The sequence below is a fragment of the Mesobacillus jeotgali genome, from assembly GCF_900166585.1.
Taxonomy (GTDB): domain Bacteria; phylum Bacillota; class Bacilli; order Bacillales; family Cytobacillaceae; genus Mesobacillus; species Mesobacillus jeotgali_A.
The window spans coordinates 2,480,561-2,502,717 of record NZ_FVZC01000009.1 but is presented as its reverse complement, the minus strand read 5'-3'; the positions used below and the strand labels follow the sequence as shown (position 1 = coordinate 2,502,717).

General features: G+C 44.9%; 22 protein-coding genes and 1 riboswitch. Of the genes, 14 read left to right on the top strand and 8 right to left on the bottom strand.

Features of this window, described 5'->3' with window-relative positions; translation table 11 throughout:
- Positions 1–84 precede the first annotated feature (84 nt).
- The gene (ytkD, locus tag B5X77_RS22670; RefSeq protein WP_079510159.1) at positions 85–552 is read left to right on the top strand and encodes an RNA deprotection pyrophosphohydrolase; all 468 of its coding nucleotides are present in this window, start codon (positions 85–87) and stop codon (positions 550–552) included.
- 198 nt (positions 553–750) lie between these two features.
- Here the strand turns inward: ytkD and B5X77_RS22665 are convergent, their stop codons facing one another.
- Genes B5X77_RS22665 through B5X77_RS22655 form a run of 3 tightly spaced genes read right to left on the bottom strand, consistent with a single transcriptional unit; the run spans position 751 to position 3,327 of the window.
- A complete protein-coding gene (locus tag B5X77_RS22665; protein WP_257391878.1) occupies positions 751–1,557 on the bottom strand; it encodes an ABC transporter permease in 807 nt (268 codons plus the stop codon).
- Entirely contained in the window at positions 1,538–2,314 is a 777-nt protein-coding gene (locus B5X77_RS22660) for an ABC transporter ATP-binding protein (RefSeq protein ID WP_079510157.1), read from the bottom strand. The genes B5X77_RS22665 and B5X77_RS22660 overlap by 20 nt, the downstream gene beginning before the upstream one ends.
- Before the next feature lie 17 nt (positions 2,315–2,331).
- Complete coding sequence (locus B5X77_RS22655; protein WP_079510156.1) at positions 2,332–3,327, bottom strand: ABC transporter substrate-binding protein; 996 nt, start codon at positions 3,325–3,327, stop codon at positions 2,332–2,334.
- Between the two features lie 138 nt (positions 3,328–3,465).
- Here B5X77_RS22655 and B5X77_RS22650 point away from each other — a divergent pair, with 138 nt between their 5' ends.
- Positions 3,466–4,230 carry an alpha/beta hydrolase family protein gene (locus tag B5X77_RS22650; RefSeq protein WP_257391909.1) on the top strand — a complete coding sequence of 255 codons (765 nt, stop codon included), beginning with the start codon at positions 3,466–3,468 and terminating at the stop codon, positions 4,228–4,230.
- A 48-nt stretch (positions 4,231–4,278) separates the two neighbouring features.
- Positions 4,279–4,521, top strand: coding sequence for a DUF2584 domain-containing protein (locus B5X77_RS22645; RefSeq protein ID WP_079510155.1), 243 nt, complete (start codon positions 4,279–4,281; stop codon positions 4,519–4,521).
- 1,132 nt (positions 4,522–5,653) lie between these two features.
- On the opposite strand, the gene pckA is transcribed toward B5X77_RS22645, so the two are convergent.
- Positions 5,654–7,243, bottom strand: coding sequence for a phosphoenolpyruvate carboxykinase (ATP) (gene pckA / locus B5X77_RS22640; protein WP_079510154.1), 1,590 nt, complete (start codon positions 7,241–7,243; stop codon positions 5,654–5,656).
- A gap of 282 nt (positions 7,244–7,525) precedes the next feature.
- A riboswitch (SAM riboswitch) is annotated at positions 7,526–7,667 on the top strand.
- A gap of 277 nt (positions 7,668–7,944) precedes the next feature.
- Between pckA and metK the strand changes: the two genes are divergently transcribed.
- Both metK and asnB read left to right on the top strand, forming a co-directional pair.
- Positions 7,945–9,147 (top strand): methionine adenosyltransferase, encoded by a 1,203-nt coding sequence (gene metK, locus B5X77_RS22635; RefSeq protein WP_079510153.1) that lies wholly within the window; start codon positions 7,945–7,947, stop codon positions 9,145–9,147.
- 321 nt (positions 9,148–9,468) lie between these two features.
- On the top strand, positions 9,469–11,364 hold the full coding sequence (gene asnB, locus B5X77_RS22630) for an asparagine synthase (glutamine-hydrolyzing) (protein WP_079510152.1): 1,896 nt from the start codon (positions 9,469–9,471) through the stop codon (positions 11,362–11,364).
- 3 nt (positions 11,365–11,367) lie between these two features.
- Here the strand turns inward: asnB and B5X77_RS22625 are convergent, their stop codons facing one another.
- Both B5X77_RS22625 and B5X77_RS22620 read right to left on the bottom strand, forming a co-directional pair.
- Complete coding sequence (locus tag B5X77_RS22625) at positions 11,368–12,246, bottom strand: C39 family peptidase (protein ID WP_257391877.1); 879 nt, start codon at positions 12,244–12,246, stop codon at positions 11,368–11,370.
- An 86-nt stretch (positions 12,247–12,332) separates the two neighbouring features.
- On the bottom strand, positions 12,333–12,854 hold the full coding sequence (locus tag B5X77_RS22620; protein ID WP_079510151.1) for a gamma carbonic anhydrase: 522 nt from the start codon (positions 12,852–12,854) through the stop codon (positions 12,333–12,335).
- 105 nt (positions 12,855–12,959) lie between these two features.
- Between B5X77_RS22620 and B5X77_RS22615 the strand changes: the two genes are divergently transcribed.
- Together B5X77_RS22615 and B5X77_RS22610 are read left to right on the top strand one after the other, a co-directional pair.
- Positions 12,960–13,763 (top strand): alpha/beta hydrolase, encoded by an 804-nt coding sequence (locus B5X77_RS22615; RefSeq protein ID WP_079510150.1) that lies wholly within the window; start codon positions 12,960–12,962, stop codon positions 13,761–13,763.
- 24 nt (positions 13,764–13,787) lie between these two features.
- A complete protein-coding gene (locus B5X77_RS22610; RefSeq protein WP_079510149.1) occupies positions 13,788–14,882 on the top strand; it encodes a tetraprenyl-beta-curcumene synthase family protein in 1,095 nt (364 codons plus the stop codon).
- Between the two features lie 474 nt (positions 14,883–15,356).
- On the opposite strand, the gene B5X77_RS22605 is transcribed toward B5X77_RS22610, so the two are convergent.
- Both B5X77_RS22605 and B5X77_RS22600 read right to left on the bottom strand, forming a co-directional pair.
- Positions 15,357–15,929 (bottom strand): tRNA 5-(aminomethyl)-2-thiouridylate-methyltransferase MnmM, encoded by a 573-nt coding sequence (locus B5X77_RS22605; protein ID WP_079510148.1) that lies wholly within the window; start codon positions 15,927–15,929, stop codon positions 15,357–15,359.
- Positions 15,919–16,893: a tRNA modification radical SAM protein MnmL/YtqA gene (locus tag B5X77_RS22600; protein ID WP_079510147.1), complete on the bottom strand. Its 975-nt coding sequence runs from the start codon at positions 16,891–16,893 to the stop codon at positions 15,919–15,921. Before B5X77_RS22600 ends, B5X77_RS22605 begins: the two co-directional genes overlap by 11 nt.
- A 200-nt stretch (positions 16,894–17,093) precedes the next feature.
- Here B5X77_RS22600 and B5X77_RS22595 point away from each other — a divergent pair, with 200 nt between their 5' ends.
- The 7 genes from B5X77_RS22595 to B5X77_RS22565 all read left to right on the top strand — a co-directional run bounded on the left by B5X77_RS22595 (position 17,094) and on the right by B5X77_RS22565 (position 22,156).
- Positions 17,094–17,357, top strand: coding sequence for a YtzC family protein (locus tag B5X77_RS22595; RefSeq protein ID WP_079510355.1), 264 nt, complete (start codon positions 17,094–17,096; stop codon positions 17,355–17,357).
- Between the two features lie 16 nt (positions 17,358–17,373).
- Positions 17,374–17,553: a glycogen biosynthesis protein GlgD gene (locus B5X77_RS22590; protein ID WP_079510146.1), complete on the top strand. Its 180-nt coding sequence runs from the start codon at positions 17,374–17,376 to the stop codon at positions 17,551–17,553.
- A gap of 324 nt (positions 17,554–17,877) precedes the next feature.
- Positions 17,878–18,837 (top strand): hypothetical protein, encoded by a 960-nt coding sequence (locus B5X77_RS22585; RefSeq protein WP_079510145.1) that lies wholly within the window; start codon positions 17,878–17,880, stop codon positions 18,835–18,837.
- A complete protein-coding gene (locus B5X77_RS22580; RefSeq protein ID WP_079510144.1) occupies positions 18,837–19,286 on the top strand; it encodes a cytochrome c maturation protein CcmE in 450 nt (149 codons plus the stop codon). The genes B5X77_RS22585 and B5X77_RS22580 overlap by 1 nt, the downstream gene beginning before the upstream one ends.
- Before the next feature lie 21 nt (positions 19,287–19,307).
- Positions 19,308–21,290, top strand: coding sequence for a heme lyase CcmF/NrfE family subunit (locus B5X77_RS22575; RefSeq protein ID WP_079510143.1), 1,983 nt, complete (start codon positions 19,308–19,310; stop codon positions 21,288–21,290).
- A 5-nt stretch (positions 21,291–21,295) separates the two neighbouring features.
- Positions 21,296–21,766, top strand: a complete 471-nt coding sequence (locus B5X77_RS22570; RefSeq protein ID WP_176167407.1) for a cytochrome c-type biogenesis protein CcmH — start codon at positions 21,296–21,298, stop codon at positions 21,764–21,766.
- Positions 21,767–21,778: 12 nt separating this feature from the next.
- Positions 21,779–22,156 carry a hypothetical protein gene (locus tag B5X77_RS22565; protein WP_079510141.1) on the top strand — a complete coding sequence of 126 codons (378 nt, stop codon included), beginning with the start codon at positions 21,779–21,781 and terminating at the stop codon, positions 22,154–22,156.
- Position 22,157: the final 1 nt, after the last annotated feature.

Genomic DNA, 22,157 nt, shown 5'->3' with positions numbered 1-22,157 from the left:
ATCCGCAGACAGAGGTCTGCGGTTTCTTCATTTTTCCTTTTTCGATATAATTAGAGGCATGAAAAAGGGCAGGAGAGAGCGGTCATGAAAAAATTCAATGCTTTAAATGGAGAAGAAGTGATCTTAGCCTTTAAGGAAAATGCATTCGACAAGAGTGCCCGCCATGTGCTGGTCATTTGTACATACCGTGGGGAATGGCTTCTTACCCATCATAAGGAAAGGGGCCTGGAGTTTCCGGGCGGCAAGGCAGAAGCAGGGGAGACACTCGAACAAACTGCACGAAGAGAAGTCATGGAAGAAACCGGTGCTATATTAAAATCGATTGAAAGCATCGGGGAGTACCAGGTCGGTGTGGGAGAAGAATCGTTTGTAAAAAGGATCTATTACGCCGAAGCGGAAGAAATACTGCCGCAGGATGATTATCTCGAAACTGGAGGACCAGTCCTGAAAAATGGCAATTTGTTAGTGGAAAGAATGATGGATGAATACAGTTTTATTATGAAAGATGACGTAATAAAATACACACTTGAATATTTAAAGGAAAATCGGTGAAAAGTGGCGGCCAATCTTCGGCCGCTCTTTTAATGGACTTTAATTTTGATATATTGGCGAAAAACAATTTTGATTGGCGATTTTACCATTTATCAGTGAACATTTAATTTTATTGGCCATTCTCAAAACTTTATTGGTGACGCTGGCACTACTTTATCAAACAAAAAGTGAAAGAAGCCGGACCATATTCCGACTTCTTTACTGATTACTTTTTATCAGTTTCTTTTCAAGCAGTTCGACCAGCTGATACATCACTGTCGCGAACACGGCGATGACCAGCAGTGAGAGGAATACGAGGGTAAAGTTGAAAACCTGAAATCCATAGATGATCATATATCCAAGGCCTCTTGCTGAAACAAGGAATTCTCCGACTATGACACCTACCCATGACAATCCGACATTCACTTTCAAGGTTGATATAATAGTTGGGAAACATGCAGGGAGAATGGCTTCCCTGAAGCATTGAGTCCTTGTCGCTCCGAAAGTCTGCAGCACTTTCAGATAGTTAGGGTCAACTTCTTTAAAGGCTGTGTAGACAACGATTGTCGTGATGATGACCGAGATGATTGCGCCCATCGCAATGATCGATGTCATGTTGGTGCCAAGAGCGACAATCAGAATTGGTCCAAGCGCCACCTTAGGCATTGAATTCAATATGACGAGATATGGGTCCAGTATTTTGGAGAGCATCGGTGACCACCATAATATTGCTGCCAGTATGGTACCAGCAAGAGTACCTAGGATGAAACCGAGAACAGTCTCTGCCAGTGTTATGCCAAGATTGACAGCGAGTGAACCGTCAAGCGTCTTCTCAATCAGAAGATTCCAGATTTTTGATGGTGAACTGAAGAGAAGTGGGTCAATCCATTTTTGCTGGCTCGAGATTTCCCAGCTTGCAAAAAAGGCGATGAAGATCAGCAATTGATAGACCCGGACTATTTTTTGCTCTTTGCTCAGGTTTTTCAGGTACTGTTGATGAAGGAGTTCAGTTTTCTTCTGGTTCAACGGATTCCAACTCCTTCCAAATAGTCTGGAACAGTTCATTGTATAAAGGGTGGTTCCTGGCCTCGAATGGACTTAGGTTCCTAAGCTCTTCAGGCATGGAAAAGGTTTTATGCAATCGGCCTGGCCTTGGTGAGAAAAGGAAGATCCGGTCACTCATCGCTATGGCTTCGCCGATATCATGTGTGACGAGGATGGCTGTTTTGCCAAATGTCTTGAATGTGTTCGAGACCAGGTCCTCTAGCTTTAATTTCGTCTGGTAATCAAGCGCGGAAAAGGGTTCATCGAGCATGAGCAGCTTTGGTTCTGTTGCCAGTGTCCTAACAAGGGCCACTCGCTGGCGCATCCCGCCCGACAATTGTTTAGGATAAAGCTTCTCCACATTCTCGAGCCCCATTTGTCTCAGGAGCGCTAACACTTCTTCTTTTTTTGTATCTTCCAAGGATCTGCTTATCTTTAATCCTAGTAAAATATTCTCCTCAATCGTTTTCCAGGGGAATAAGTAGTCCTGCTGCAGCATGTATCCCGTTTGATTCGCAGCTTCTTTGACGGATTTGCCTTCAAGCTTTACCTGTCCGTCAGAAGGCTGTATCAATCCTGCGATAATCGAAAGCAGCGTCGTCTTGCCGCAGCCGCTCGGACCCAGGAAGGAAACAAACTCCCCTTCCCGGACATCGAGTGAAATATCATTCAGCGCAGTAACAGCGGATGTTTTTGTAAAATAAGTGTGATGGATCCCTCTTAATGTCAAAAAGTCCATTAGGCTGCAACCTCCAGTTATTTCATGATTTCTTTTGCCACCTCTGTATTCACTAATGTTTCATGGCTGACTTCCTTAGGAAGTTCCCCTGCTTCATCCATGATGTCCTGCAGGTTTTTCCATTCTTTCTCATCCAGAATCGGATCTGTCGCATATGAACCCTGGCTCTTATAACGATCAACCACTGTTTCGATGAGAGCTAAATCGGTATCTTTAAAGTATTCCTGTATGGCTTCAGCTGTTTCTTTGGCGCTGTGGGAATCGACCCATTTCTGTGCCTTGTAAACTGCTCGTGTGAATTTTTCAATAGTTTCCGGGTTTTTCTTCATAAAGCTTTGTTTTGCCATGAAAGTGGTATAAGGGACATGACCGGATTCTGTACCAAATGAAGCGACAATATGGCCTTTGCCTTCTTTTTCAAAAAGGCTCGCCTGCGGTTCGAAAAGCTGCACGAAGTCTCCGGTGCCGGAAGCGAAGGCGTTTGGAATATTCGCGTAATCAATATTCTGGATCATCTCTAAATCGGTCTTTGGATCGATGCCATGCTTCTTAAGGACGAACTCGCCAACCATTTGCGGCATTCCGCCAGTCCGTTGACCAAGATAGGTAGCCCCCTTTAACTGATCCCAGGAGAAATCATCAATTTTATCCCGGGAAACAAGGAAGGTACCATCCGTCTGGGTAAGCTGAGCAAAGTTGATCACCGGGTCATTTGAATCCTGTGCATACACATAGATTGAAGTTTCGGAACCAACGAGTGCAACATCTGCTGCGTTCGACAGCACGGCAGTCATCGTCTTGTCACCGCCCCAGGTTGTCGTCAACTCAACCTCCAGGCCTTCTTCCTCAAAAAATCCTTTGGCAAGGGCAACATATTGAGGAGCATAGAAAATTGAACGAGTTACCTCTGCAACCTTAACAGTCTGTACTTTTTCTTGACCGCAGGCTGCAAGAGGTATAATAAGTATGGCAACCAAAAATAAAGCAAAACCGGCCTTGAACCATTTTTTCATAAAAATGCCTCCTAAAAAATCTGTCTTAAATTGGGCTTACGATAATGTATGAGGATGGAGAAAATGTGTGAATGCCCAGTAGCAAAATCGAAAAAAATTCATATAAGAGGAGTGATTAAGGTGGAAAATGACGGCCAAATGATATCCGCTTTTAAATTTCCTTCCCCTAACCCTGCAGTAGATATGGAGATGGTGACCTACCTTGCAGGAGGTCTGCGGGTAAAAGGCCTGCTGGCTAGACCGGCTGACGGCAGGGGGACGGAAGGATTCCTATATCTGCGTGGCGGTATAAAAAATGTAGGAAAGGTCAGGCCAGCCCGGATTGCGCAATTTGCTGCCGAAGGGTTTACGGTGTTCGCTCCTTTTTACCGTGGAAACCAGGGCGGTGAAGGAGATGAGGATTTTGGAGGAGATGACCGTGTTGATGCTTTTGCCGGCTTCAGCTTGCTTCAGTCCCTGCCCTGGGTCGCGAGGGTCCATGTGTTTGGTTTTTCCCGCGGCGGTTTAATGGCCCTGCTGACGGCCATCCAGTTTCCCGAGACAGCCTCGGTCGTCACCTGGGGAGGAGTGACCGATATGTTCTTAACATATGTGGAAAGAAAAGACCTGCGGAGGATGATGAAGAGGGTAATCGGCGGATCGCCAAAAAAGGTGCCAAACCGTTATAAATTCAGGACACCATTGTACGAAATCGAAAGTCTGATGTCTCCTGTCCTGCTGATCCATGGCCGCAATGACCGTAATGTTTCCGCTGAACATTCATATCGGATTGAGAAACGGTTAAAAGAGTTGGACAAGCCCGTGGAAAGCTGGTACTTTGATGAATATACACACTACTTCCCGCCGGTGATGAACCGGAAAGTGGTCACTGATTTAACGAATTGGATGAAATCACAGCCATAACAATGATAAAATGAATTTTGAAGTTACTAGTGAAGAGGAGCGAAAACAATGGGGATGCCATTAGAGTTGAATACAATGATCGTGACAAAAGGCCGCGAAATTAGGCTCGAAGACAATTTCTTCTCTCTGAAAAAGGAAGGCTACAGGCTCTATCCAATTGACATTCCGCTAGAAGTCAAAAAAACCATCGAAGGCGACCTGACTGGAACCGGCGTCATTTCAAAAGTCGAGTGGACAGCGAAAGAGACTACAATTACTTACCAATTAGTTTCATTGAATTCAACGAACTGAGCAGGGCACATTATTGTGCTCTGTTTTTTATTGGAAAAAAAGCGAGTGCCGAGTTGGGGAGAGGGAACTTGTAAAAGCATGTGGCCAGTTTAGGTGTGAATGGGGGTCTTATGTGTCAAGGTGGTATGACATAAGGGTGCAATTAGGGGTGAACGGAGGTCTTATGTGTCTGGCTAGGCAGTTATAAGGGTGCAATTAGTCACGAACGGGAGTCTTATGTGTCTGGCTAGGCAAGCATAAGGGTGCATTTAGGGGCGAACGGGAGTCTTATGTGTCGAGCGTGGACCCCATAAGGGTGCAATTAGGGCCGAACGGAGGTCTTATATGTCCGGGAGGTACGCCATAAGGGTGCAATTAGGGGTGAACGGGAGTCTTATGTGTCGAGCGTGGACCCCATAAGGGTGCAATTAGGGGCGAACGGGGGTCTTATGTGTCCAGGAGGTATGACATAAGGGTGCAATTAGAGGCGAACGGAGGTCTTATGTGTCCAGGAAGGCAGTCATAAGGGTGCAATTAGGGGTGAACGGGAGTCTTATGTGTCTGGCTAGGCAAGCATAAGGGTGCATTTAGGGGCGAACGGGAGTCTTATGTGTCGAGCGTGGACCCCATAAGGGTGCAATTAGGGCCGAACGGAGGTCTTATGTGTCCGGGAGGTACGCCATAAGGGTGCAATTAGGGGCGAACGGAGGTCTTATGTGTCCAGCAGGTACGCCATAAGGGCGCAATTAGGGGCGAACGGGGGTCTTATGTGTCCAGGAGGTATGCCATAAGGGTTCAATTAGAGGCGAACGGGGGTCTTATGTGTCCGGGATGTACGCTATAAGGGTGCAATTAGTGGCGAACGGAGGTCTTATGTGTCCAGGAGGTACGCCATAAGGGTGCATTTAGGGGCGAACGGGGGTCTTATGTGTCTAGGATGGCAAGGATGGACGTCATAAAGGTGTAATTACTATCAAACAGCACCATAATACAGCCGGAGATTACAAAGACTTGAACATAAAGCTTAAGTATAGGTGCTGAGATTTAAATGAGAGCCAAAGGGGGTTAGTCATTTCTAAAAAAGAATACCAATAGCCGGAAAAACAACAAAACAAAAGCCATCTCCTCTAGAGAGATGGCCCTAATCAAATTCCTATTTCGCTGTTGGTCCGCCTTTTTCTTCGATTTCTGACGGTACGTTTGTGAACTTTTTAAAGTTTGCGCGGAACTTGTCGGCAAGCTCGTTTGCTTTTGCGTAGTAAGCGTCCTGGTTGCTCCAGGTTTTGATTGGCTGCAGGACATCGTCAGGTACTCCTGGTACATGCAGCGGGATATCAAGGCCGAAGATTTCGTCTTTGACTGTTTCGACATTGTTCAGTTCGCCTTCAAGTGCTGCCTGAACCATTGCACGTGTGAAGGCAAGTTTCATGCGGCTTCCAGTTCCGTATTCTCCGCCTGTCCATCCTGTGTTGACTAGGAATACCTTCGCGTTGTGCTCATCGATTTTTTCACCGAGCATTTCAGCGTATCTTGTTGCTGCTAGCGGCAGGAATGGTGAGCCGAAGCAGGTTGAGAAAGTTGCTTGCGGTGACGTGATACCGCGTTCTGTGCCCGCCAACTTCGAAGTGTAACCGCTCAGGAAGTGGTACATCGCTTGTTCCTTCGTCAGCTTGGCGATAGGAGGCAGAACTCCGAAAGCGTCGGCTGTAAGGAATACAATTGCGTTTGGATGGCCTGCAATGCTTGGGTCTACAATATTATCGATCGCCTGGATTGGGTACGCAGCGCGAGTATTTTCTGTCAGGCTGCCATCATCATAATCAGCTACTCGCGTTTCGTCATTCACCACGACGTTTTCAAGAACAGATCCGAAGCGGATTGCATCAAAGATTTGCGGTTCTTTTTCCTTTGATAAGTTGATGCACTTTGCATAGCAGCCGCCTTCGATATTGAAAACACCGTTTGGTGACCAGCCGTGCTCGTCATCGCCAATCAAGCGGCGATTATTATCGGCGGAAAGAGTTGTCTTACCTGTTCCTGACAGTCCGAAGAACAATGCTACATCGCCTTCACGTCCCACGTTTGCAGAGCAGTGCATAGAAAGGATGCCGTTTTCCGGAAGCAGATAGTTCATTACTGAAAAAATTGACTTTTTCATTTCGCCTGCATATTCAGTTCCCCCGATCAACACGACGCGTTGTTCAAAAGAAACGATGATGAAGGTCTCGGAATTTGTGCCATCAACCTCAGGGTCTGCCTTGAAAGTAGGAGCTGAAATGACCGTGAATTCGGCTTTATGTTCTGCAAGATCTTCCTCTGTCGGGCGGATGAACAATTGATGGGCAAACAGGTTGTGCCATGCATATTCATTGATGACCTGGATTGGAAGGCGGTATTTTTTGTCCGCGCCTGCGAATCCGTTGAAGACGAAAACCTCTTCTTTTTCTTTGAGGAATTTCAATACCTTATTATATAGCTTTGTGAAGGATTCCTCGGAGATCGGCTGGTTTACAGGACCCCAGTCAATCTTGTCCTTGACGGATTCTTCTTCAACAATGAATTTATCTTTAGGTGAACGGCCAGTGTATTTACCAGTAGTCGCTCTGACTGCACCAGTGGAAGTCAGAAGGCCTTCGTTGCGGTTAAGCACCTTTTCCACGAGCTGGGGAACAGAAAGCTGTACCTGTACATTGCTTCCTTTTAATAATGCTGAAAGTTCGTTTGATATTCCTACAACGTTCATCGGAGAATACCTTCCTTTTTAAAAGATTAATATTTTTGTAAGTGGTTACATCACGGTAATAGTATAACACATTGATTTAATTAATCTATACTAATGCAACAAAAAATTACCTTGTCCCTAAATTGCGTTATATAATTCTTTCTTTATATAGTCAAGTAAAATGGGTCGATGAGGCAGCTTTTTATTTTGCAGAAAATCTTTCAACACCAATCGACATTTTTATCAAGAAAACCATTGACATGCTATTATAGGTTCGTTATGATTTTGATTTGAACGGATACTCTCTTATCCCGAGCTGGTGGAGGGACAGGCCCAATGAAACCCAGCAACCTGCAAACGAGGAAAAACAGCTTTTGAAAATGCTGATAGACTTCGGGCAAAGGTGCTAACCTGACGCAAGGGAATTGCCCTTGAACGATAAGAGCGAAAGGCGCGGATTGAAGCAAAACCTTTCCTCATGAATTGGAGAGGTTTTTTATATTGCTTTTTTCTGTTCCCAGAAAAACTGGTGAACTGCCTTCTTTGGTGTCATTGCTCCCGTGGGTAGATTAGGAAAAAGAAATTCATCATGAATCCTAAACAAATTTTTCTAATAAAAACTCAGCGTTTATTTCATACTACATAGGGAATGAGTACCGTATCAACCGAGGTTTGTATTGGGACAGCCTCGATCTATTTTTATAAATGAGGGAGGAACTCAGATGTCAAACAAACGCCGTTTGTTCACTTCTGAATCAGTAACAGAAGGCCATCCGGATAAAATTTGCGACCAGATTTCTGACGCAATTTTGGATGCGATCCTTGCGAAGGATGCCAACGCACGTGTTGCTGCTGAAACATCAGTTACTACAGGCCTTGTACTAGTTGCAGGGGAAATTACTACATCTACATACGTAGATATTCCAAAAATCGTTCGTGAAACAGTAAAGGAAATTGGCTACACTCGTGCGAAGTATGGTTTCGACTCTGAAACTTGCGCAGTCTTGACTTCTATTGACGAGCAGTCAGCTGATATTGCAATGGGTGTTGACCAGGCTCTTGAAGCACGTGAAGGTCAAATGTCCGATGCGGAAATCGAAGCAATCGGAGCTGGAGACCAGGGCTTAATGTTTGGTTTTGCGTGCAATGAAACGAAAGAGCTTATGCCTCTTCCGATTTCGCTTGCTCACAAGCTTTCACGCCGCCTGACTGAAGTTCGCAAGGAAGAAATCCTTCCTTACCTTCGTCCAGACGGAAAAACTCAGGTAACAGTTGAATACGATGAAAATGACAAGCCAGTCCGCATCGATACAATCGTTATCTCAACACAGCACCATCCTGAAGTTTCGCTTGAGCAAATCCAGCGCAACCTTAAGGAACATGTCATCAACCCTGTCGTACCGGCAGAGCTGATCGATGAAAACACAAAATACTTCATTAACCCAACTGGCCGTTTCGTTATCGGCGGACCACAAGGTGATGCAGGACTTACTGGCCGCAAGATCATCGTTGATACTTACGGCGGATATGCTCGCCACGGCGGAGGCGCATTCTCTGGTAAGGATCCTACAAAAGTTGACCGTTCAGCTGCATACGCTGCACGTTACGTTGCGAAGAACATCGTAGCTGCAGGCCTTGCTGAAAAGGTTGAAGTTCAGCTTGCATACGCAATCGGCGTTGCCCGTCCGGTATCCATCTCTATCGATACATTCGGAACAGGTAAAGTGAGCGAAGACGTACTGATTGACGTTGTTGAAAGCAACTTCGACCTTCGTCCTGCAGGAATCATCAACATGCTTGATCTGCGCAAGCCAATTTACAAGCAGACAGCTGCTTATGGACATTTTGGACGTTCTGACGTGGATCTTCCATGGGAGCGTACTGACAAAGCTGAAACACTTCGCACTCAGGCAGAAGGAAAATAAAATCACAAGGGGAGTTGCATAGAAATATGTAACTCCCTTTATTATTTGACGTCAAATCAATGGATTGACAGTGTTTGCGAATGGTTCAAAAGGTGTAAAATAAAGTATTACCTTAAATTTCCCTTAGATTTTACTGCAAAAATTATGCGTTTAATGATAGTATAAGATGGTATGTTTTTAGAGACTGCTTTTTTCGCGAACTTTATTGTTTTTAGCTCATTCTAACGACATGCAATGAACCAATTGAAAACAGCGTTGAACGTAAAAAATCATTGGAAATAACAATAAATTTTTTCTGAAATGGAGAAGGTGAAGTACATAATGTGTGGCTTTATCGGTTGTGTACATGAAAAAGCACAAGAATTCAGCAGCGATGAAAAGCAGCTGTTCAAAAATATGAATGATATCATTACCCACCGCGGTCCAGATGATGATGGGTATTTTTATGATGAGCATATCCAATTCGGCTTCCGACGCCTGAGCATCATCGACCTGGAGGCTGGACATCAGCCTTTGACCTATGAAAACGAACGTTACTGGATCATTTTTAACGGAGAAATCTACAACTATCTTGAGCTTCGTGAAGAGTTGATCGAAGAAGGCCTTACATTCGAAACTCATTCAGATACTGAAGTTATCATTGCCCTTTACAGCCATCTTAAAGAGCAGGCTGTCGACAAGCTTCGCGGAATGTTCGCATTTGTTATCTGGGATAAGCAGGAACAGGTTCTTTATGGCGCTCGTGACCATTTTGGCATTAAGCCTTTCTTCTACTTTGAAGATGAGAATCGTACTTTCTTCGGATCTGAAAAGAAGAGTATTTTGCTTGCACTTGAGAATGATGTGATTGATTATAAGTCTCTTCAACATTATTTGACTTATCAGTTCGTTCCAGAACCTAATACAATGTCCGAAGGCATCTACAAGCTTGAACCAGGGCATTATTTTACAAAGAAAATCGGTTCACCGATGGAAATCAAACGTTATTGGAAAGCTAGTTTCTCGCCAATCCACAAATCTGAGGATGAATTCACGAAGGAGATCAGGGATGTTCTGTTCGATTCGGTGAAAATCCACATGCGCAGTGATGTGCCAGTTGGTTCATTCCTTTCCGGTGGAATCGATTCTTCCATCATTGCATCGATTGCGAAGCAATATCATCCTGGAATCAAGACATTCTCTGTTGGTTTTGAACAGAATGGCTTCAGTGAGATTGACGTAGCGAAGGAAACGGCGGATCGACTTGGTGTTGAAAACATCAGTTATGTAATCAGCCCTCAGGAATACATGGATGAACTTCCTAAAATCATGTGGCATATGGATGATCCGCTTGCGGACCCGGCAGCTATACCTTTGTATTTCGTTGCGCGTGAAGCCAGGAAACATGTAACGGTTGTTCTGTCTGGTGAAGGTGCGGATGAATTGTTCGGCGGATACAATATTTATCGTGAACCGCAGGATTTGGAGATGTTCAACAAGATTCCTCAGGCAGGGAAAGCTATGCTTAAAGGCATTTCGAAAATAATGCCGGATGGAATGAAGGGGAAAAGCTTCATTGAGCGCGGTGTGACGCCAATGGAAGAGCGTTATATCGGGAATGCGAAGATGTTCTCTGAAAAAGAGAAAAGCGAGCTGCTGCACGTATATAACGGCCAGTACGATTATAGGGATATCACAAAGCCTCTATACAGAGAGAGCAGAGGGTATGACCCGGTTGATACAATGCAGTATATTGATATCCATACGTGGATGCGCGGCGATATTCTATTGAAGGCTGATAAAATGACAATGGCTCACTCACTTGAGCTTCGCGTACCATTCCTTGATAAAATTGTTTTTGAAACAGCATCAAAGATTCCTACAAGCCTTAAGACTGCCAATAATACGACTAAGTATATTTTGCGTAAAGCGGCAGAGGGTGTGGTTCCTGAGCACGTATTGACCCGGAAGAAGCTTGGCTTCCCAGTGCCGATCCGCCACTGGCTGAAGGATGAAATGAATGAATGGGCCAAGAACCTGATAAAAGAAAGCAACACAGAACATCTGATCAATAAATCGTATCTTTTAAAATTATTGGATGAGCACTGCCAGAACAAGGCAGACAACAGCCGTAAAATCTGGACTGTTCTGATGTTCATGATGTGGCATGATGTATATGTCGAAAAAAAATACTCCTTCCAGAAGGAGTATGAGGCTCAAAAAGTATTTCAATCCTAAAATTCAGGGGAGGTAGGTGATGGCCTGCCTCCCCATCTGCACCCAGGCTTCCACGAAGTCTTTCATGGGTGCTTTTTTATTTTTCTCACCTGTAAGTGGGTCATTGAAGAAAACAGAGTTTTCATCATAGCCGGTAATCAGGACAGAATGTTCCTTCATGGTTATTTTTACAGCTCCATCAGGTGTATGCCATGTCTGGAAAAAGCTATCGTCCAGTTTTTTATATTCGGTGTTAATGATTACCCAAACGGGCCTGTTATCAGATAAATGGATTTTTAATTCCTGGAATTCAGCTCCAGTCAAATCTTTTATTTTGCCGGGGAGATACTTTTCTGCAAGTTCAGCGATCGGTTTATGGTAGACTCCCAGCCCAGGTTTTGTGTATGTATACATATTGCCGACAAAACCCTTATTCGGATCGCCAAAAAAGATTTTTCCATTGCTGATACGGTATTCGGCAGGGTTTTTCCGTACTTCCTTAGCAAGAGTCAGCTTGTCTGTCTGAACTCCCTGATGCTGCAGGAGCATGGCCAGGCTAGTGACCTCACAACCTCTTGGGAGCTCCGGCATTTGCCAAACGACTGGAGCCTCAAGGAGTACCTGTTTTTTTATCGGGATGATCTGTGGTTCGTAATCATCTATAAAAACAGGTGCCTTTTTGGCAGGGGATTCAGGTTCATCAAGCCAGTCTTTCACAGACTGCACTGCCTGGGCAACATGTGATGCCTGAAGATTTTCCAGCAGGAAAGCTCCCACAATCGATGTAAAAACAAGCATAAACATCAGGATGGATCTCATCATGCTATTTTGTTTTCGAATCAATAGATAAAACAAAACCAGCAGCGGTATGATTGCTGCGAGCGGTAAATATAATTTGTCCACGTCCATCACCACGTCCGCATATTTCCATAATAAAAGGGTATATTATATTATTTAGTATCGGACTGGCAAGCAATTTTTTTAGCGGATCATTGACCTTTATTCTGCAAACTTTTATAGTACTGCCCTTTTTCTGCATATTCTCGTGAAATCCGCTCCATATCGCGGATATCTTCTTCGTTCAGTTCTCGGATGACTTTAGCGGGGCGTCCGAAAGCAAGAGTATTGGGAGGGATTTTCTTACCCTGAGGAACAAGGCTGCCGGCTCCAATAAAAGCACCTTCTCCAATTTCAGCCTGGTCGAGAATGATGGAACCCATCCCAATTAATGCTTTTTTCCTGATAATACAGCTGTGGAGGATAACCTGATGGCCGACCGTCACTTCGTCTTCCAGGATTAATGGATTGTTTGGGCTCTGATGCAGGACTGAGTTATCCTGTATATTCACTCTATTGCCGATGATTGTCGGAGCCACATCACCGCGGATCGAGGTATTGAACCAGACACCCGATTCCTCGCCTATTTCAACATCCCCAGTAATTGTTACATAATCTGCGATAAAAGCTGAATCCGCTATTTTAGGTGTTTTGCCATTGTAAGGATAAATCATTGTGCACACTCCTGTAATTTATTAAGGCTTTGGTTTTTATTTTTTTCTAATTATATATTATAGTTCTTTTAAAGAAAGAAAAAGTATTTGAGTGGGGGAATGGTCATGTGGAAATGGGAAGCTGATGGGGATGCTAAAGCTGTAATCGTCATGATTCATGGTGCACTGGAGCATCATGGCCGGTATGGATGGCTGATTGAAGCCTGGCGTTCATCCGGTTTTCATGTGATAATGGGTGATTTGCCTGGACACGGCATGACAACTAGGGCGAACCGTGGCCATATTGATTCATTTGAGGAATATATCCTTGAAGCGAAAGAGTGGATAGAAGCTGCGTATGACTTTAACCTCCCGGTGTTTTTGCTGGGCCACAGCATGGGCGGACTTATCGCCATCCGCTTGCTTCAGGAGGAACGGGTTGAGATTGCCGGACTTATTTTGTCATCACCATGCCTTGGATTGGTGACTTACCCTTCAAAATTGCTAGATATGGTCTCTCACGGTTTGAATGTGGTAGTTCCGACTTTACGGATCTCTCCTGGTCTGACTGTCGAAATGGCAACCAGGAATGATGACGTCAAGGCTGTTGATGCGAATGATTCGCTTTATATTACGAAGGTTTCGGTGCGATGGTACCGTGAATTGGCAGCTGCAATGGAGCAGGCATTTGAAGAAATGGGCAAAGTACAGGACGTACCGACTCTGCTGCTGCAGGGCGGGGATGATAAAATTGTCGATAAGCGTGAGGTGAAAGAATGGTTCAACAATGCCCCGCTGTCGGAGAAGCGCTACAAAGAGTGGCCAAAATGCTATCATGAAGTTTTTAACGAGCCTGAACGCGAAGAAGTGTTTGACTATGCTCATGATTTTGTCATGAGCCAGCTGAAGGCGATAGGATATGTTTATTAGAGATGGAGAGGGTGAAACTGCAGCATGATGATTCCATCAATGCCCATAAGTTTGATGTACCGGGTGTACAGACAAGTCCTGCCCCAGGTTCACCGAGAGCTGACATATTGGAAAAGCAGGGCGGAAGAGATTCCGAACCCTGAATTAAGAAAGCAGGCATTGGCAAGCATCGAGCACAAAACATTCCACTGCGAAGGCGGCTCGATTTTAAGCCTTACCGCAAAAAAAAAATATAAACAGGCTATCAGGTTCATTGTCGCCTACCAGACAATCAGCGATTATCTTGATAATCTATGTGACCGCAGCACGTCCCTTGACCCGGCAGATTTTGCAGCGCTGCATGAATCAATGGCAGACGCACTCAATCTAGAGAGTCAGCTTAAAAATTATTACCGCGAGCGGGAAGACCAGAATGATGGCGGGTACTTGATCGAACTGGTGACCGTTTGCCGTGAAGTCCTCGCAGAGCTTGAGCATTACCATGTGATCCGAGAACATCTTGGAGAGCTATGTGAGTATTATTGTGATTTGCAAATCCATAAACACGTCGAAGTGAAAGAGCGGGTTCCGAGGCTCCAAACTTGGTTCGATGGCCATCGCAAAAACATTCCGCAGATGGAGTGGTATGAATTCTCGGCATGTACCGGTTCTACACTAGGGATCTTCTGCCTCGTCTCTTACGCGCTGCGAGATGACTTCAAACCGGAATACGCGGATAGCATCCGCAATGGCTATTTTCCATACATACAAGGGCTGCACATCCTGTTGGATTATTTCATAGACCAGGAAGAGGATCGGGAAGGCGGGGATTTGAACTTCTGTTTCTATTATGAGAATGAAGAAGCATTGTTCGACCGTTTACGGCATTTCGTGGAAAACGCCGATTATCACACCGCCAAACTGCCTCATCAAAGATTTCATAAACTGATTAACAGGGGCCTCCTCGGCGTCTATCTTTCGGATGAAAAAGTAAGACGTCAGGAGAGAATCAGAAAGCTTGCCAGGGAAATGATCAAAACAGCCGGCCCCGTCAGCTACTTCTTTTATATCAATGGACGAGCCTACCGCTCTTTGCAAAGATGGGTGCCAGGTGGACTGGTGCGGGCGTTTATAAAATGATTTAGGATTTTTTTGAAACAGCCGAGCCTGGCTGTTTTTTTTTATTCCGTTGATTAGTTCAGACCAATTGAGGTAGGAGGTGTTCAGCAGCCCTCAGCCCGTGCACTTAAAAAGGAAATTGAGAAGGCGGGATTTCTTCTTAAGCCATTTGTTACTGGTCATGGCCCAAAGGAACAAACGGGTCACATAACCCTTCGATAGGTTCCCGGTCTCTGTCCATAAGGGAGAAACGGGTCACATAAACCTTAGATATGTTCCCGGTTCTGGCCAAAAGGGAGAAACGGGTCACATAAACCCTCGACCTGTGCCCGGTCATGACCAATAGAGAACAACGGGTCACATAAATAAACCCTGGTAAAGTTCCCGGCCACTGGCCAATAGTGAGAAATCGGTCACAAAACCCAGAATCTTTTCCCCTGAATTCATCAAAAGGACAACTCCTTAGAAAAAAGCCTCCCATCTTCAGGAGGCTTGTTATCTTTTTTCAATCGCAATAATGAAAGGCGGGTTATTTTTCTGGTTCAGGAATTTATATTCGAGTACGTGTGCGATGCTTTGATCGAGCGACTTCACATATCTTAATAAATAGTCTCTTTCGACTTTTCCTTCTGGATGTCCGTGGTAAATGACGATTACGATGATTCCTTCTGGTGCCATGATTTCAAGCAGCTGATCGATGGCCTGGATGGTTGTCTCTGGGACGGTGACGATGTCCTTATTTCCGCCTGGAAGATAGCCGAGATTGAAAACAGCGGCTGTTATTTTTCCGAAGTGCAGCGGCGGGATGCATTCGGTAAGGTTTTCATGTCCGGTATGGAACAGGGTAACCTGATCCTGCAGATGATGTTCACGCAGCTTGTTTTTGCATGACATTAGCGCTTCATCCTGGATATCAAAACCGTAAATCCGTCCAGAAGGACCCACAAGATTAGCTAAGAAAATCGTATCATGACCATTTCCCACGGTTGCATCCACAGCGATGTCACCGGGGTGTATGGCTGATTCAAGAAGGTTCCGTGCAAAGGGAAGAATCCGTTCAAGCTTCATTTTCAATCACCACACTATTTTTAACCTGAAATTTACCTTGCCAGCTATCGCGGCGTTTCATTTCTTTATCAATTGCGTTCAGCACTTCCCATTTGTTGACGCTCCACATCGGTCCGATCATCAGCTCAATCGGACCATCTCCTGTAATCCGATGGATGATCATTTCCGGAGGCAAAATTTCAAGCTGGTCGCAGACTAATTTTACATAATCCTCAAAGCTTAGGAACTTTAGGAGTCCCTTTTCATATTGCTTGACCATCGGGGTGCCTTTCAGCAAATGGAGCAAATGGATTTTAATGCCCTGGACATCAAGCTTGGCGACTTCTTGAGCCGTCTCCATCATCATTTCAGGAGTTTCCATAGGCAATCCGTTAATGATGTGGGAACAAATCCTGATGCCATGTTTGCGGAGTTTGTCCACACCCTGCTTGTACGTTTCATAATCATGAGCACGATTGATTAAATTCGCCGTTTTTTCATGCACAGTCTGAAGACCTAGCTCAACCCATAAATACGTTCGCTGGTTAAGCTCGGCAAGATATTCAACGACATCATCCGGCAGGCAATCAGGCCTCGTTGCAATGGAGAGCCCGACGACACCTTCCTCGTTCAATACGGTTTCGTATTTTTGCCGGAGCACATCGACCGGCGCGTGGGTATTAGTGAAAGCCTGGAAATAAGCCATATACTTGCCATCTTTCCACTTCGTATGCATTTTTCCCTTTATTTTAGAAAATTGAGTTCCAAGATCTTCAACCCTGTCACCCGCGAAATCGCCTGAACCAGATGCGCTGCAAAACGTGCAGCCGCCATGGGCCACTGTGCCGTCACGGTTCGGGCAGTCGAAACCGCCATCTAGCGCCACCTTGAAAACCTTATGGCCAAAATGGTTCCTTAAATGGTAATTCCATGTATGGTATCTTTTATCATCTGTTGCGAATGGAAAAGGGTTGGCCTGTTTCATGCCAGATGCCTCCTTAAAGCCTGTCAGTCAGTAATAATAAAAATTGTACCACTTAGAATAGGTGAATCCAATTGCAAAAAGATTACAAAAAGCTTTTGCCATCATTAAACTTCAACAAAAACGTGATAGGAAAATGCATTGTGAACAAAATAAAGAAGAAGCGGACTTTGCTTCAGCAACATAAAAAGGAGGGGCTAAAAATGGCAACACGTCAATCGGTTGACCAGCTACTTCAGCAATGTGAAGATGCAATCAATCTTGCCCAGGAACAATATAAGACTGCAGCTACCCAGCAGCATTATAATGACGGCAATTTCACGAACGCCCTGCAGGCTCTTGAGGACGCTTATAATGATTTGGCCAAGCTGGCCTTCAGCGCGAACGCCCAGCAGCGAGACCAGCTGCACAGAATGAGACTGCAGCTCCAGCAGGTCCAAAACAATATGATTTTGCTTGACCATTAAACAGGAGGGGAAAACTTTGAAAAAACGCTCAAAGCAAAACAATCCTGAACAAAAGACACGGAATGGGATCAATAACCAGGATCTTGAACTTGGAACCGATCACGATCCTGTAAAAGAAGCAAAGAAAAAATATGAACAAAGCGGCGGACAGCCTGTTAAGTCAAAATTCCATCCAGAACCGGAGCAATCTTCATAAATTTGTAACACCCTCACTTCCAAAAAGGAAGTGGGGTTTTTTCTTTTTACTTTCATATTATTGATTGAATCTAAACCCGGAATGCGGCACTCAACAGTCTAAATGGCAAATCCAAAAAATACCCCCCGTTCACAATTCGGATAAAACTGGCGGAAATTCCGTGATGTAAATCACAGATTGGGGGCTTTTAGAAATGGTTTAAATAAGGTAGCGGCACATCAGTAAGTTTTGAAAAATACATCAACCATAAAGGTTGGTTTTTAAATGCAAGTTGTCTTGTGAAAATATTCACGAATCTGTCACATGTAGAAAGGAGTCATGTATATGAAAGTTGTCAAGTCCGCTTTGTCCTTGATATTATTTTTCATTTTTCAGCTGCCAGGATTGGCAGGTGCTGAAGCCACATCCGATGTTTTGAATATGGAGGAGCTGACGATCCAGGTAATGCCTGAGTACTCCTACCATCCGAAAGATAAAAAGAAGAATCCACCACTTTTGGTCGGTTACCATGGAGCGCTGAAAAATAATTCGGAAGAGGCACAAAAAGGCAAGGTAGTCATTCCGCTGCCGATGGATGAGAAGAATTTCAGGCTTGGATTCGTGGCTGACTATACCCGCGATCTCAAAGAAATGAATGAAATCGAATATGAGCTGGATAAGAAAAAAGGAACAATTTCCTGGGAAACGAGCGAGGAAATCCAGCCACAGGAAATCTATAAATTTGTGATTGAGTACTACACCGACAGCATCAACGTGAAAGAAGACACGAAAAAGCTCACTTACGATTTCGAAAGCTTTACGAATATAGGCCTGCTTAACCTGATTTTCGTGGAGCCGCTCAACTCGGAAAGCTTCAAGCTGGAACCTGCGTCGGAGCAGCAGCAGAAGAATTCCTACAACATGAACATGTTTCTTTATCAAGGCCAGGGAATGAAGCCAGGTGAAACGAAGAACATCACACTGGAGTACGAACGAAAAGACGATCGGACGACAGCTGAGATTATGGAGGATATGGCCGGAGACGCAAAGAAAGCTGGCACACTAAAACAGAATGAAGAGAAAATGCCTTTGTGGCTTGTCATCACGGTTGTTGGCAGTGTAACGGTCATCGCGGCTCTGCTTCTGATTTTCCTTATGAAGAGAAAGAAAACAAGGCCGGTAAAAGACGAGATTACAGCAGACTATGAAACGAAAAAAGCAAAACTGCGCGGGATGCTAGTGGATGGAAGCATAACGGAAACAGAATACAATGAATTGCTCAAAAAGCTGGGAGGTAAAAAGTAATGTCCAAAAACAAAAAAATCGTTATCGGGCTGGGACTTGCAGCTGTCGCATTCATAATCATGATGTTTTCGACGATGCCAAGCGCCGGCAGCAAGGAAATCACAATCGCTGACCTTAGTAAAAATGGGTCGAAGTATGAAGGTGATTATATTATGACACAGGGATTGCTCAATAAGGAATCGGTGAAGTGGGATGCTGATAAGCTGGAGCTTCGTTTCGAGCTATATGAGGAAGGCGAGGGAACACTCCAGGTCTTTCATAAGGGCATAAAGCCTGACAATTTTTCTGAGGATGTCATCGTCCTCGTTGAAGGTTTCATCCAGAAGGACGGAGTTTTCGAGGCTGAAAAAGTCCAGACGAAATGCCCGACAAAATATGAAGGCGAAGATATGGAGAACTATGATACCGAAATGCATAAGGAAATGTACAAAAATGACAAGAAGGAATAAAACAGATGGGTGGTTATCTGTATGTATTTGATCGGCAATATCTCAATTTATCTCGGGATCGTGATTGCGCTTTATGGAATCATTGCCAATATGGCTGGGATTAGGAAGAAAAGCAGCAAATGGCTTGAAAGTGCCAGAGGAGCAGTACTCTCACTCGCTTTTGTTTCGAGCATCGCATCCTTCCTGCTGTTATATCTGCTTGGAACCAGCCAGTTCCAATATAAATATGTAGCATCTTATACAAACGAAAGTCTGCCAATGGCTTATAAGCTGACAGCCTTCTGGGCTGGAAATGCGGGATCGCTGCTCTTGTGGGCCTTCCTTTTATCTATCTATGCGGCAATGGTTGTTTTTTCAAAAGAAAAAAGGAATCCGATGATGCCATATGTCTCTAGTATCCTGATGCTTAATATCCTGTTCTTTTTCACGGTCATGGCACTGAATGTCAACCCGTTTGAAATGACCGATAAGATTCCGGCTGATGGAAAAGGGCTCAATCCCATGCTTCAAAATCCCGGGATGATTCTCCATCCTGTAACGCTTTATATGGGGTATGTCGGACTGGCGGTACCATTTGCATTCGGGATTGCCGCACTGATCCTGAAGAGAATGGATTCAGAGTGGATCAAGCTGACAAGGAGATGGACTTTGCTGGCATGGCTGTTCCTGACACTTGGAAATGTCATCGGCGGCTGGTGGGCATATCTTGAGCTTGGCTGGGGCGGCTACTGGGCATGGGACCCGGTTGAAAATGCCTCCTTCCTTCCGTGGCTGACCGTATCGGCCTTCCTGCATTCGGTCATGATTCAGGAAAGAAAGAACATGCTGAAGACGTGGAATGTAAGTTTGATCATCCTATCTTATATCCTGACATTGTTCGGTACTTTCCTGGTGCGAAGCGGCATCCTGACTAGTGTCCATGCTTTTGGCGACAGCAATTTGGGAACTTACTTCCTGGTGTTCATGGCGTTCATGATGCTGTTTTCACTCTATATCGTCATGACCAGATACGGACTGATCAAGAAAGAAAGCAGCCCAATTGAAGCTTACTTTTCAAAGGAAAGCAGCTTCCTTCTGAACAACTTGATCCTGGTGGCAGCAGCATTCGCTGTCTTCTGGGGCACGATGTATCCGCTGATTTCAGAAACCTTCACCGGAACAAAGGTCAATGTGGGAGCGCCTTATTTTAATAAAGTAATGGCCCCGATTTTACTGGTGCTGATTGTGCTGATGGGAATCTGTCCTCTCATTGCCTGGCAAAAAGCAGTACTTGAAAAATTCATGAAAAACATGCTCTGGCCGCTAGTAATGGGGGTGGTGACCGCAATCATCCTGCTCGCTTTTGGCATCAAGGGTATTTACGCCATCATTGGATTATCGGCAACAAGCTTTATGTTCGGTACACATGTACTTGAATTCGCAAGAGGTATCAATGCAAGAAGGAAAGCAACCAGGGAAAATATTCTGAAGGCTGCTTTCAAGCTGACGGTGAAAAACCAGCGCCGGTATGGCGGATATATCGTCCATATCGGTATCGCGGTCATTGCGGTGGGGGTCATTTCTTCTCACTCCTACTCAACAGAAATATTGAAAACGGTAGATTCCGGAAACAGCATCAAGATTGGCGAATACAGCCTGAAATTCAACGAGCTTACTGAACATATGAAAAACGGAAATGGCGTTGTCGAAGCGGATTTGGATGTGACTTATAAAGGCAAAGACATCGGCAAAATCAAGCCGGAAAAAATCTTTTATGAGACATGGCCCGAGCCGTCGACTGAAGTAGCGATCAAGACTAACTGGAGCCAGGACCTATACGTGGTACTCAGTTCTTGGGAGAACAAAGACAAAGTCACTTTCATGGTAAAAGTGAATCCATTCGTCAGCTGGATTTGGGCAGGCGGCATCATCATGGTCATCGGCACAGCATTTGCGCTCGCAGGCGGCCGGCCGACTGCATTCCGTTACCAGATTAATAAGGCGATTCCGAAGGTTGGAAGGTGATGGGGATGAAAAAGAGGATTATGATGACGACACTCCTGTTGCTGATCGTGATTCCAGGAATCACTACAGCTTTCACTTACAATTCAAAGGAATTCAAGCACATCATCTCTCAGCTTGATATGCAGGGACATGCGGACCATGAACTGTCCACCTGTTCGGTGAAGAAGGTTTATTACGATGAAGTGGTCGAAATGCTGAATGGGGGCAAGTCAGAACCGGAAATCATTCAATCTTATGTAGAGGAATACGGGCAGGCCGCCTTGAGAACACCGGGCGGCGGCACGAGCGGCTGGATTGCCTGGGGAATGCCGGCTGCAGGTTTCGGCATTGGAAGTGTGATTGTCGGATTCTGGCTAAGGAAATTGACCATCAAAAAGGCGGAAATAAAGGTTGAAGACAAGGCAGGATGGAATTCCGAAATCGAGAGGGAAATCGCATCAAAAACTTTTGACGAAGAGCGCCGGAAGCTTTTCTAGGAGCTGATCAAAATGGAGTATGTATTTTTAATAATTGGATCACTCGTTATCATTACTTGCTTCTACTTCATCATTTCACCTTTCTTCTCGTCAGCCGAAGTGCGGAACGAAGGTTTGGAGGCAGATGGTGAAAGGTTGACGCTTGAGCAGGTGTATAGCGCAGTGAATGAGCTGGAAATGGACTTTTTAATGAAGAAAATCACCCGTGAGGATTTTGAAAAGATGAAAGAGGATTATCACCTCCTTGCGGCTGAAATGTTAAAGGAAGAAACAAAATTGCTCACATCAGGGAAAAAGACGCTGCCAAAAGGGAAAGCAAAACTGAAGGCTGACGAAGCGGAAGAAGAAATTTTCAGGGAACTGAAGAAGCTTCGCCAGCAGAAGGGGTGAG